Source organism: Komagataeibacter melaceti (assembly GCF_003403295.1).
In the GTDB taxonomy this organism is placed as follows: Bacteria; Pseudomonadota; Alphaproteobacteria; order Acetobacterales; family Acetobacteraceae; genus Komagataeibacter; species Komagataeibacter melaceti.
Genome location: NZ_QUWV01000026.1, coordinates 1 through 12,534 on the forward strand (window position 1 = coordinate 1; position 12,534 = coordinate 12,534).

Sequence of the window (12,534 nt, forward strand, 5' to 3'; positions counted from 1 at the left end):
ATATTCTCTTGTCAAAGAACCCGCCGGAGCAGCATCGCCGTCCGGTGAAGGGGCTTTTACGGATATTGGGGCACCGTGTCAACGCCACCCCAAAAACACATGAAATGCACGGAAATCAGCCACTAAACACATAAAACGTTCACTACTCGCACCGAAAAAAATGCACGAATAATGAAAAATATATGAAAAAAGAGGACCGCATCCTGCCGGACAGGTTCCGACCGGCCGGGTTGGGGTCATAGGACGAAATCTGCCCCCGTTTTGCAATGCAATGCTTCTTATGGCGTTGCCCTGCGAAGGAGGCTGCAATCCCCCTTCCGGTCCCCACCTCAGGATCATCTATTATATATGAAGCGCGCCATTACCCGTTCAGCTATCATCAAACGATAAGCTTCAAGCTGACCAGTCGGCAGCAGAGGCCACCATCAGAAAACCATATTTCCCCGGATCACGTCAGGCCGTCTCGATAATCCGCCTTCAGGCCATGCAGCAGGGTCCATCCAGTGGCTCATATCTTGTTCCCTTACATTGCCCAGCCACATCAGGAATTCCATTCGCTTCCGATTGCCCTGGAAATGAGCCGCCTTTACCCGGACATTCAGGTTCACATCGCAAGCCTGACCCCGGAGCGTGATGCGCGGATACGCCGGTTATCACAGTGCTATCCGCAATCCCGTGTCAGCTTCGACCTCCTTCGCCAGCCCGCATGGATTCGGCGGCATCTGGAGCGGTATGGTCCGACACCTTTAAGTAAACTGGCGGTTCTTTTTTCAAACAGAAATTATTTCAACAGATTTCAGGCCATTGTCGTACCAGAGCGCACATCGCTTTATTTGCGCAGGATGGGCGTTATCCATCCGCGTCTTATATGGACGCGTCATGGCGCGGGTGACCGGGCCATCGGCTTTGCCCGGGACGCCCGGCATTTCGACCATATCCTTCTGGCAGGCCCCAAGGTGGAAAGGCGCCTGTTGGAAGCGGGCGCCTTACGTCCGGAACATTATACAACCGGCATTTATGCGAAATTCGATATGGTGCGCCGGTTACATACCGGCCACGCGCGGCTGTTTGCCAATGATCGCCCCACCATAATTTACAACCCGCATTTCAGCCCCAGGTTTTCGTCATGGCCGCGCTTTGGCAGGAAGGTGCTTGAATATTTCGCATACCAGACAAAGTACAATCTGGTTTTTGCCCCTCATTACCGGCTGTTCGACGCGGATCGGCAGGAAACCATGAAAATTCTGGCCCCTTTCATGTCGCTATCCCATATGATCATTGACCCGGGCAGCGACAGGAGCGTGGATATGACCTATACCCTTGCGGCCGACCTATATATGGGCGACGTCAGCAGCCAGATCGGCGAGTTCCTGATCAGGCCCCGCCCCTGCCTGTTCCTTGACGCGCATCGGACCAGATGGCGGGAAAACCCCGATTATGAGAGCTGGACGCTGGGGCGGGTCATGAACAATGTGGACGGGCTGGAGACAGGTCTTGACACTGCTTTCCGCTCACATGCAAATTTCCTTGATCGGCAAAAAGAGTATATACGCGACACATTCGGGTTTGCGGCGCCAGTTGATACGGCTGCCAAGGGCGCGAAATCGATTATTGACTTTTTGAGGGTAATTGGTTGAAGACCGCCCATTCGCCGTTTCAAAATACGTCTGTGGAAGTCACATTACCAGAAATGACAAGCCTCCCGACCCCCTCCGATTCTGGTCTGCCGCGTCGTTACGGCGATTTTCCATCGTTCCCCGCGGCGCTGGATTATGCCGCGCAGGGCAGCAGCGGATTCAACATCTACTCCGGCAAGGGTGTCCTGCTCGAAACTCTGCCTTACAGCGCACTGCGTGAGCAGGCGATCGAGACCGGAAAGCGCCTTCTCTCACTCGGGCTGAAGCCCGGTGACCGGGTGGCCATCGTGGCGGAAAGCGATGGTGACTTTGCGCGTATCTTCTTTGGCTGCCAGTACGCGGGCCTCGTCTCGGCCCCCCTGCCCCTGCCCGTGGCCTTTGGTGGCCGTGAAGGTTATGTCGGCACCCTGCGTGGCATGATCGAAGGTGCGGCGGCCTCAGCCGTGGTGATCGCCTCGATCATCTCCTCATGGACCGATGAGATCACGGCGGGTCTGGACCTGAAATTCGCCGGTACGCCGAGCGAACTGCTCGAAACCCCGATTACGGTTGAGACACTTCCGGCCATCGGGCCGGATGACCTGTCCTATCTGCAGTTCTCCTCGGGCAGCACCCGTTTCCCGATGGGGATTGCAGTCACCCAGCGTTCGGGCATGGCCAACGCGCACGCCATTGCGCTCAATGGTCTGAAGGTGCGCGAGACGGGTGATCGCTGCGTATCGTGGCTGCCGCTTTATCATGACATGGGGTTGGTTGGCTTCTTCCTCACCCCCATGACCTGCCAGCTTAGCGTTGACATGCTGCCGACCCGGGAATTCGCCCGTCGGCCCCATGTCTGGCTTGACCTGATCAGCCGCAACCGGGGCACGATCTCCTACAGCCCGTCCTTCGGTTACGAACTCTGCGCGCGACGCGCCACCTCGATCGAGCTTGACCTGTCATCATGGCGGATCGCTGGCATCGGGGGGGATATGATCCGCTATCATATCCTTGAGGACTTCGCCCAGCGCTTCGCCGCTTCCGGCTTTGACAGCCGCGCGTTTACCGCAAGTTACGGCATGGCCGAGGCCACGCTGGCCATAAGCTTCGCCCCGCTCGGCTCGGGTATCCGCACCGACACGATCGACCTGCGCGCGCTGGAAACACGTGGGGAGGCCATTCCCTCCAACGATCCGGCACGGGCGCTGCGCACTTTCGTCATCTGTGGCGAAGTGCTGCCAGAGCATGAGCTAGAGGTGCGTGACGCGCAGGGCCGCGTACTGCAGGACCGTCAGGTCGGCACCATTTTTGTCCGTGGCCCGAGCCTGATGCAGGGCTACTTCCGCAGGCCGCAGGAAACCGCCCGCGCGCTTGATTCCGATGGATGGCTGAATACGGGCGATCTGGGTTACATGCTGGACGGGCAGGTTGTCGTGACCGGCCGGGCCAAGGACCTGATCATCATCAACGGCCGCAATATCTGGCCGCAGGATCTGGAATGGTCGGCCGAGACCGAAATCAGCACGCTGCGCAGCCGCGATGTGGCCGTCTTCTCCGTGGATGAGGACGAAGGGGAAAAGATCGTGGCACTGGTGCAGTGCCGTGCGTCCTCCCCCGAAGCACGTGAGACGCTGAAGACGGAAACCGCCAGCCTGTTCCGGCGGCAGCATGGGGTGGATGTTTCCATTATCCTTGTACCGCCCCACACGTTGCCGCAGACATCATCAGGCAAGCTGACACGGGCACGGGCAAAGGCCATGCTGCTTTCCGGCGCGTTCCAGCCGCTTGAGACAAGTTCCGTCCCGGTTGTCTGACGGGTTGCGGCCAGCCCGTTTTTCCGCACGGGCGGAAGTGTAAAGCGGGACTGGCCAAAAACCAGTTTTTCGATCATAAAACTTCCGGTCAGGGGCCGGATTGCAGCCCCACCCGTGATTCATGAATTGCGGGCTGGCCATTCATGCTGATCCCCTGCCCAGGCAGGACGTGCCATAAGGATGTAGGAATGACTGAAACGGTAGCGAGCGTCTCCGCGCTGATCGTGAAGACGCTGCTGGCGAACCCCAAGGTTCCCCGTGATATCAATGGCAGCAGCAAGATCGTTGAGGATCTGGCCTTTGATTCACTGGCCGTCATGAATTTCGTCATGGAAATCGAGGATACCCTCGATGTTTCCGTGCCGCTGGACCGGCTGGCCGATATCCGCACGATTGATGATCTGGCTGCGTGTATCGTCTCCCTCAAGCAGGCGTCCTGACGCGCCATGTCCATCTTTTCCAAATATGAATCGCTGGCATCCTCGCTGAAAGCCGTTACGGCCGGGGGCGGGCGCAACCCCTTCAACGTCGTTATCGAAAAGCCCATTTCCTCCACCGTCGGGCTGATCGAGGGGCGCGAGACCCTGCTTTTCGGCACCAACAACTACCTTGGCCTGAGCCAGTCTCCCGCCGCGATTGAAGCCGCGGTCGAGGCCGCGCGGGCCTATGGCGTCGGCACCACCGGGTCACGCATCGCCAATGGCACGCAGGGGCTGCACCGTCAGCTTGAGCAGCGCCTTGCTGCGTTTTTCCGGCGGCGGCACTGCATGGTGTTTTCCACCGGCTATCAGGCCAATCTGGGCACGATTTCCGCCTTGGCGGGCAAGGATGACTACCTGCTGCTGGATGCGGATAGTCACGCCAGCATTTATGACGGCAGCCGCCTGGGTCATGCGCAGGTCATCCGCTTCCGCCATAATGACGCCGATGACCTGCGCAAGCGCCTGCGCCGCCTTGATGGCACGCCGGGTGCCAAGCTGGTCGTGGTCGAAGGCATCTACTCCATGATGGGTGATGTCGTGCCCATGGCGGAGTTCGCGGCAGTCAAGCGGGAAACGGGTGCGTGGCTGCTGGCCGATGAAGCCCATTCCGTTGGTGTCATGGGTGAACACGGGCGCGGCGTGGCGGAAGCTGACGGCGTGGAAGACGATGTAGATTTCGTCGTCGGCACCTTTTCCAAAAGTCTGGGCACGGTTGGCGGATACTGCGTGTCCAACCATGCCGGGCTGGATCTGATCCGCCTGTGCTCACGCCCATACATGTTCACCGCATCGCTGCCGCCTGAAGTCATTGCCGCGACCATGGCCGCGCTGGACGAAATGGAGCGCCATCCCGAACTGCGTGTGCAGTTGATGGACAATGCGCGCAGGCTGCATGCGGGGCTTCAGGCCGCCGGTCTGCGCACCGGGCCGCAGGCCAGCCCGGTGGTTTCCGTCGTGCTGGATGACATTCCGGTTGCCGTGGCGTTCTGGAACCGGCTGCTGGATCTGGGGGTTTACGTCAACCTCAGCCTCCCGCCCGCAACACCGGACCAGCATCCGCTGCTGCGCACCTCCGTCATGGCGACGCATACACCCGAACAGGTTGACCGCGCTGTTGAGATATTCGCGGTCGTGGCGCGGGAAATGGGTCTTAACCACGCCGCCTGAATAGACCGGCCTGCCTTAACTTCCATAACAGATAAGGCAGGCAGATCAGGGGGTGCCGTTCGGAAAACGGCCCTAGCGGCAGTTCAATGCCGGAATGACGCCGGATTTTCCAGGCGATGTAGCGCGCACCGCCTTCAAACGTGAAGGCGGCCTTGAACAGGCGGCTGACATTCAGCACCCGCCCCAGCCGTCCACGCAGCCACCACCCATCCTGCAGGGAGCGGCGCTGCGTAGGGGCCAGATGAGGCACCAGGGTCGCGCCGTCCTGATCGAAGGCAAGCCCCTCCGCAGTCCATATGTCCGGCAGGAGCGCCCTGTAGCGGGCTTCCGCCCCATCCAGCAGGGTCCGGGGCCTGCGGCCATTTTCCACCCGCAGTTCCGCCCCATAGGTATGGGCGAACAGGGCCAGCCAGAATTCGTCCGCCGTTCCCCGCTCCGGACCGAGTGCGGCGGCCCACCGCCCCGCCTGCGCCACCGCGCGGATGATGCACGCAAGAATGGCGTCCGCCGCTTCCGGCCCCTGCACCCACACCAGCCGCACGGGCTGGCAGAAGCGCGCCCACACGGTGGTATCAAGCGTCGCCTGCCCCGTCATGCGCCGGAACTGGGCAATGGACAGGATCGCCACCTTGGCGCGCATGACGCGGCCATCCACCGTAATCTCGTGATATTCCACATTGGGGGGAAGCAGGCGGTTGGCCTCACGCGCCATGTAGCCAGCGCCCCAGTCCTCCAGCCGCTCGACAATGACATAGAAGTCCAGAATCCCCTCAGGATCGGGTTCACGCAGGACCGAGCCGTAAAAGAGAACCCCCATGGGGCGCGCCGTGCCGACCATCTGCGTTACAAACTGCGTAACCGAGAGGGCGACCGGCTGCGTCAGGTCATTGGCCAGCAGGTGGGCAATCCGCCCCGCGGCGGCAAGACGGAGTGGGCTGGCGTGCGGCATGCTGACCAATCCTCAGGCCTGAATGAAGTCTATGGGCGCGGTTGATGACAGGGTGATCCGCCCGCTTGCACCGGGCGAAAGCACCTCACCATCCAGCACGAAATCGGATGTCAGCGTCATTTCGATGCGCGCCTCGCATCCGCTGCAATAATCGGGGTTCCGGCGCAGCCAGCCCGGGTGCCGCCCCCGCAGCAGCGTCACCGCCGTCCTGAGCAGGCGCGAGGGGGAAGCCGCCACATGCAGGTAATTGATGACATCATCACGCGCGCCATGGTCCGTCCAGAACGGCCAGATACCATAAGGCAGGTGCTGCAGCGTGGTGGACAGGAACAGGAAGCAGTTTTCCTGTGGCCGCACCGTTTTGCCCGCCTTTATGCCGATAGGGTCGCCCTGCATCCATTCCTGCCGCGAGCGCCGCGTAAGCAGTTGCGCGACCGAGGACAGGAACGAAACCACAACAGCCGTCTCATGCGCGTAGTGATTCAGAATGGCGGGCTGGTGGGCCAGTTCGATCCCGCGCGTAAACGCCGCCGCCCCGTGGAACATGCCCACCACCGGCTCCCGCCCATCGGCCTCGGGCCATTCGACAACCAGCCCGCTGCGCCTGCGCACGTTACGCCGCAGCGTGTCCGACGCGGCAAGGGTAAGGAGATGTTCGAGCGCCTCGATCCCGCGCATGCCGAACCCGACATCCCCGGCAATCAGGTTGGTATTGCCCGAAGGCAGGATGGCAAGGGCAGGCAGCCTGTCGGGCGCATAATGGCGATGGACCGCCGTCATGACATCGCTGACGGTGCCGTCACCCCCGTCAATGGCGATGCAGTCCATCTGGCGCGCGGCCAGGTCCGCTATGTGGTTATCCAGATGGGCGCGATCTGCGGGATCAATGAAATTCTCCCCCAGATGGCTGCGGGCTGTCCGGGCGTACAGGCTGCCGTCATTCACATTCCGCCGGCTGCGCGGATTATAAACAAGCGCAAAACGTCCGGTCACTGATTATCCCATCCCTGTCTGAAATTTGACGTACAGGCCATAAGCAACCATCTGCCTTCTATTGCAAGGCACGAAACGATGGTTCCCCCCGACGGACCGGCAGGCATAACATCCGCCCGGACCAGCCGGGGCGGGTTTGAGGCAAGGAAAGACACCAGCTTGAGCACTGTCACGATCGCCCATCTTTCGGACCCTCACCTGCCGACCGAGATGGTCCCGCCCCGCCTGCGGGAGAGACTGAACAAGCGCATGTTCAGCTACCTTTCATGGAAGAGACGCCGCCGTTTCATACATCGCCCGGAAATCCTGGCCCGTGTAATGGCCGATATCCGCAGCAGTTCCGTCAACATGATCGCGGTGACCGGCGACCTGACCAATATGGGCCTGCCGGGTGAATGTCGTCAGGCCATGCGCTGGCTGGAACAGATGCCGGCGCCGTGTACAGTCATACCCGGAAATCATGACACCCTTGTTCAGGACAACTGGCACGATACGGTCGGCCTGTGGGCGCCATGGATGGGGCCCCTGCCCTTCCCCTTCGTCCGCCGGATCGGAAATGTGGCGCTGATCGGTGTCAGTTCATGCGTGCCCGTGCCCTGGCTCCTGGCAACGGGCCGGGTGGGCGCGCACCAGTTGCAGCGCCTGCGCACCGTGCTGCACGAGACGGCACGCCAGGGCCTGTGCCGCATTGTCATGATCCACCACCCCCCCGTGCCCGGTCTTGCATCCCCGCGCAAAGCGCTGACGGATATGGATGATTTCGCCACCTGCATTGCACACGAAGGGGCCGAGATGGTCCTGCACGGACATGTGCATCTTTCCACCCTGTCCTCCCTGCCCGGGCCTGACAGGGCCGTACCAGTGGTCGGGATCGCCTCGGCTTCAGCACGATCGTGTGATCCCCTGCGCGCAGCGGCCTGGAATCGTATTACCGTGGCCGGAAACGGGGCTGGCTACACACTCGGCGTTACAAGACGTTTCTTTCCAGCCGAGGGGAAGGACGGCACAACGCAGGAAACTATTTTTGAACAGCCCCCTCCATCCAGCCGTTTTTCGGGTATAAGCACGCCCTGATGAGCCGCATGTCCTTTCAGCACCGGATAATGGGAAAACTGCTGCCCGGCACAATGGATCGCTATCTCCTGCGCCAGGTTGTGCCGCCGTTTTCCATTGCGCTTGGTGTGGTCATGATCGCACTGCTGCTGGAACGGCTGCTGGTGCTGTTTGACATACTGGCCGCCAATGGCAGTTCGATGAAAACGTTCTTCGGCCTGCTCAGTGACCTGATCCCGCATTATCTGGGGCTGGCGCTACCCGCGGCCATGTGCGTAAGCGTGTTTTCCGTCATCCGGCGCATGAGCACGAACCACGAGATCGATGCGCTGATGGCCAGCGGCGTCTCGATCTTCCGCATCTGCCAGCCTTTCGTGCTGACCGGCGCGGTATTCGGCCTGCTTGCCTTCTCGCTTTACGGGTTCATCCAGCCTTACGCGCGCTATGATTACCGGGCGGCCTTCTACTTCGCCAGCCATGCCGGGTGGGCGCCCCATCTGCAGTCCAAGATGTTCGCCGTATCGGACAATATCGTGCTCACGGCGGAGACGGTGGACCATGCCGGTTCGCGCATGTGGCATGTCTTCATCCGCGACAACACGGACAAGTCGCATGTCCGCTTCATTTCCGCGCAGAAGGGCTACCTCTACAACCCCTCCGACGGGTCGAACATACGGCTGGACCTGGTGGACGGCACGATCATAACCGACAGTCTGGACAAGCCGCCCAGCATCACCGGCTTCAGCCGCACCACCCAGCTGATCTCCCCCAACCACAAGCTGGATGACGAAGCCTACCGCAACCGGGGGGAGACCGAACGCGAACTGACGGTGCCCGAACTGTATGAGGGCATACGCCACGGCTATAATGGCCTCAGCCATTCCTACATGGTGGCCGAACTGCATTTCCGTCTGGCGCGCACCGTCGCCATTCCCTTCATTCCCCTTCTGGCCTGCGCACTGGCGGGTGTGCGCAAGCGCCAGCGCGGCAACCCGGGGCTGGCCATCGCCGCCATCACGCTGGTCGGCTTCGACCATACGCTGCAGATGGGGCTGAGCTTCGTCGCCAACATGCATATGTCGCCGCTGCTGGTCATCTGGCTGCCCACCGCCGGGTTCGCAACCATCTGCGTTGGCATGCTGATCCGGCAGGCGGGGGGACTGCGCATGCTGCTGACCCGTGGCCCGGCCCTGCCTGCCCGCCAGCTCTCGGCCGATGGCCTGCCACGACGCCACGTTGCGGAAGGCCCGGCATGAAGCACAGGCTGCGCATGGCCTGCGGCACGGTCCTGATCGGGTACCTGTCGCGCGAACTTCTGACCAAGGTATTCACCACGACCATCATCGTGGTGGCGCTCATGGAAATCCTGACGCTGCTGGAGCAGGTCACGGAAATCATGCACCGCCATCTGGGGCTGTCGGGCGTGCTGTATTACGCGGTGCTGCACATGCCGCTGCTGTTTGGCAACGCCATGCCGGTTGCCGTCCTGATCGGCTCGCTGCTGACGCTGCTGCAGCTCACCACATCGAACGAGATCTCGATCATGCGGGCGGCCGGCCTGTCCACGCCGGGGCTGATCAAACTGTTCCTGCCCACCATACTCGCGCTGGGCGTGCTGAGCGGAATCGTGGATGACCAGATCACCCCGCGCAGTGAACTCGCGCTGGCGCGGTGGTGGAACGCCACATCCCCCAACGCCGCGACCACATGGCGCAATTACTGGATCCGCTCCCATGACGACCTGATCAACATCAACTATCTCGATGGTGGCGGCACGCACATGAAGAACGTGACCGTCTATCACCGCGACCATCAAGCCCTGCTGCAGAAGGTCACGACCCTGGCGGATGTGCATTACGTGCACGGGCACTGGTATGGCACGCCGTCACGAATCCTGAGCGTCATCAGCCCGACCCGGGTGGACCTGCTGGACATACAGGAGGGCCAGGTCGTGCGGCTGGACTGGCCGCCATCGCTTACCCCCAGCTACATCATGCAGCTTACGGTCAGCTTCACCCAGTCCATCGGCACCATGCTTGATGAACAGCGTGGCGTACTCGCTTCCAGCCAGTCCCCGTCTTTTTTCCTGACGGAAATACTGGGACGCATCATGTTACCCGTGACATTTACGGTTATGCTGTTACTGGCGGTGCCGGTGGTCTATATCCCACCGCGTGCCGGTGCGCGTAGCTGGCTTCCGATATGGTGCCTGGGCGCGGGTCTGCTATTTGTCGTGTTCCAGGGGCTGCTGCGCGCCCTGGGCAATGCGGGAACCTTGCCTTCACTTATGGCAATATGCGTCGGGATTCTCATTTTCATCCTTGGCGTCATTACCGTGCTACTGAGGATCGAAGAGCGATGATTACGAACACCCTGAAGAACAGTTCCATCCGGACAGGCCGAAGCTTCGACCTGGGCAAGATGAACCTTCGTCAGCTCTGGATTGCCTACCTGACCTATCCCACCATCATGCTGTATTTCGCCCTCGCCATCGCCAGTTACGCCGTCATGGTGTACGCGCACACCTCCCTGCTTCCGATCGCGATCAGCATTGTATCGGTCATGCTCGTCTACCCGCTGGTGTGGTACGGTATCCATCGTTTCATCCTGCACGGGCGGTTCCTCTACCGCATGAAATGGAGCGCATCGCTGTGGAAGCGCATCCACTTCGATCACCACCAGGACCCGCACCTGCTTGACGTGCTGTTCGGCTCGCCCCTCAACACCATTCCCACCATCGCCATCGTGACCGTGCCCATCGGCTATGCCATCGGCAACATGGCCGGGGCCGCCGCCGCCTTTGGCGCGGGGCTGACCATCACCTGCATCTACGAATTCTTCCACTGCATCCAGCACCTGAACTACAAGCCGCGCATGAGCTGGATCCAGCGCATGAAGCAGCGCCACGTCCTGCATCACTTCCATAACGAGAACGGCAATTACGGCATCACCAGCTTCGTGGCCGACCGCCTGTTCGGCAGCTATTATGTCGATGCCCGCAGCTTCCCGCGCAGCCCGAGCGTGTTCAACCTCGGCTACGACGTAAAGGAAGCGCAGCAGTACCCCTGGGTCATGGAAGAAACCGGCGCGCCGCCGCGTGACCGGCCCGATGGGGCGAACATCACCCGCAACGCGGCGTGAGCGGCACAATGGGGCTGAACGTACTCATACTGGCGGGCAGCCGCCCGGGACGCCCCGACCCGATGGCCCAGGCGGCAGGCATATCGCACAAGGCCATCCTGCCCGTCTGCGGCGTTCCCATGATCAGCCGGGTCATAAAGGCCCTGCAGGCGGTCGAGACGATTGGCCGCATCGCCATTTGCATAGAAAAACCCGATGTGCTTGACGGCGTCGTGCCGGAAAGCGTCACCTTTATCCCGCCCGCGGCAGGCCCCAGCGCCAGCGTGCTCAAGGCGCTGGACATGCTGGGCACGCCCCTGCTGGTCACCACCGCCGACCACGCCCTGCTTGAGCCGGAATGGGTCCGTGCCTTCGTACGGGCCGCGCAGGACAGCGGGTGTGACGTTGCCGCCGGCATTGCCATGGAACCCCAGATCCTGCGCGATGTGCCGGACACCAAGCGCACCATGATCCGGCTGGCGGATGGCGCCTTTTCAGGCTGCAACATGTTCCTGTTCCGCACGCCCGCCGCCCATGGCGTGATCCGGCTGTGGCAGAAACTGGAAGCCGACCGCAAGAACCCGCTCAAGATGGCCCGCATCCTCGGCTTTGGCATCCTGCTGCGCTTCGTGCTGCGGCGTCTGACACGTGCCGATGTCTGCCGCCGTATCGGCCGCCTTTCGGGCGCACGGGTCGCGCTGATCCCACTGCCCTTCGGCCGGGCCGCCGTGGATGTGGACAAGCCGGCCGACCTTGAACTTGTAACGCGCCTTCTCTCCACCGCACCGGCGGGCTGAGGGCCTGCCCTCCCACGCAATGTCCCGCCCATCAGCCCCGCAGGTCCAGTCCGCCATCCGTACCGGAGCCAGCCAGATGTGCAGGCTGCATGGATGGGCGGTACTGCATGAGTTCACCCTGCCCGACCGCAGGCGGGCCGACATTATGGCCCTGACGGCCGATGGCTCCTTCATCTGTATCGAGATCAAGTCCGGCCTGCCGGATTTCCGTGCCGACCATAAATGGCAGGATTACCTGCCGTGGTGCGACCAGATGTATTTTGCGGTCAGTCAGGACTTTCCCCCCGATGTGCTGCCCCAGGACACCGGCCTGATCGTGGCCGCGACGGGCCACGGCGTGGATGGCATGACCACCTGCGTGGACTGTGCCATTATCCGCCACCCGCCGCGCATGCCCCTTGCCCCGGCCCGCAGGCGGCGGCTGACGCTACAGTTCGCGATCGAGGCCGCCGGGCGTCTGGGCCGCATCGAGATGCCGCAGGTGGAACACGCGGTCAAAACGGCGCTACGCGTGGAATAGAGTTTGAGACAGGAAAGGTTACC

The 12,534-nt window shown here is 61.6% G+C and carries 12 protein-coding genes; 10 read left to right on the top strand and 2 right to left on the bottom strand.

Annotated elements, in window-relative coordinates:
• The first annotated feature begins 503 nt into the window (after window positions 1-503).
• The 4 genes from DY926_RS03050 (at window position 504) to spt (ending at window position 5,079) form a co-directional block, all read left to right on the top strand.
• The gene (locus DY926_RS03050) at window positions 504-1,637 is read left to right on the top strand and encodes a sensor domain-containing protein (protein ID WP_116702021.1); all 1,134 of its coding nucleotides are present in this window, start codon (window positions 504-506) and stop codon (window positions 1,635-1,637) included.
• A gap of 53 nt (window positions 1,638-1,690) precedes the next feature.
• The gene (locus tag DY926_RS03055) at window positions 1,691-3,430 is read left to right on the top strand and encodes a fatty acyl-AMP ligase (RefSeq protein ID WP_186336052.1); all 1,740 of its coding nucleotides are present in this window, start codon (window positions 1,691-1,693) and stop codon (window positions 3,428-3,430) included.
• 188 nt (window positions 3,431-3,618) lie between these two features.
• A complete protein-coding gene (locus DY926_RS03060; RefSeq protein WP_025812499.1) occupies window positions 3,619-3,870 on the top strand; it encodes an acyl carrier protein in 252 nt (83 codons plus the stop codon).
• A 6-nt stretch (window positions 3,871-3,876) separates the two neighbouring features.
• Window positions 3,877-5,079: a serine palmitoyltransferase gene (gene spt, locus DY926_RS03065; protein ID WP_116702023.1), complete on the top strand. Its 1,203-nt coding sequence runs from the start codon at window positions 3,877-3,879 to the stop codon at window positions 5,077-5,079.
• On the opposite strand, the gene DY926_RS03070 is transcribed toward spt, so the two are convergent.
• Together DY926_RS03070 and DY926_RS03075 are read right to left on the bottom strand one after the other, a co-directional pair.
• On the bottom strand, window positions 5,063-6,028 hold the full coding sequence (locus DY926_RS03070) for a hypothetical protein (RefSeq protein WP_116702024.1): 966 nt from the start codon (window positions 6,026-6,028) through the stop codon (window positions 5,063-5,065). The two genes, spt and DY926_RS03070, sit on opposite strands and share 17 nt — an antisense overlap.
• Before the next feature lie 12 nt (window positions 6,029-6,040).
• Window positions 6,041-7,021 (bottom strand): diacylglycerol/lipid kinase family protein, encoded by a 981-nt coding sequence (locus DY926_RS03075; protein ID WP_116702025.1) that lies wholly within the window; start codon window positions 7,019-7,021, stop codon window positions 6,041-6,043.
• Between the two features lie 159 nt (window positions 7,022-7,180).
• On the opposite strand from DY926_RS03075, the gene DY926_RS03080 reads away from it, so the two are divergent.
• The 6 genes from DY926_RS03080 to DY926_RS03105 are packed head-to-tail and all read left to right on the top strand — an operon-like array spanning window position 7,181 to window position 12,511.
• Entirely contained in the window at window positions 7,181-8,095 is a 915-nt protein-coding gene (locus DY926_RS03080) for a metallophosphoesterase family protein (protein WP_116702026.1), read from the top strand.
• Window positions 8,096-8,148: 53 nt separating this feature from the next.
• Window positions 8,149-9,330: an LptF/LptG family permease gene (locus DY926_RS03085; protein WP_116702054.1), complete on the top strand. Its 1,182-nt coding sequence runs from the start codon at window positions 8,149-8,151 to the stop codon at window positions 9,328-9,330.
• Window positions 9,327-10,436 (top strand): LptF/LptG family permease, encoded by a 1,110-nt coding sequence (locus tag DY926_RS03090; RefSeq protein ID WP_116702027.1) that lies wholly within the window; start codon window positions 9,327-9,329, stop codon window positions 10,434-10,436. Before DY926_RS03085 ends, DY926_RS03090 begins: the two co-directional genes overlap by 4 nt.
• Window positions 10,433-11,215 (top strand): sterol desaturase family protein, encoded by a 783-nt coding sequence (locus tag DY926_RS03095; RefSeq protein WP_116702028.1) that lies wholly within the window; start codon window positions 10,433-10,435, stop codon window positions 11,213-11,215. The genes DY926_RS03090 and DY926_RS03095 overlap by 4 nt, the downstream gene beginning before the upstream one ends.
• Before the next feature lie 8 nt (window positions 11,216-11,223).
• A complete protein-coding gene (locus DY926_RS03100) occupies window positions 11,224-11,991 on the top strand; it encodes a nucleotidyltransferase family protein (protein WP_116702029.1) in 768 nt (255 codons plus the stop codon).
• Between the two features lie 19 nt (window positions 11,992-12,010).
• A complete protein-coding gene (locus tag DY926_RS03105) occupies window positions 12,011-12,511 on the top strand; it encodes an MmcB family DNA repair protein (RefSeq protein WP_116702030.1) in 501 nt (166 codons plus the stop codon).
• Window positions 12,512-12,534 lie beyond the last annotated feature (23 nt).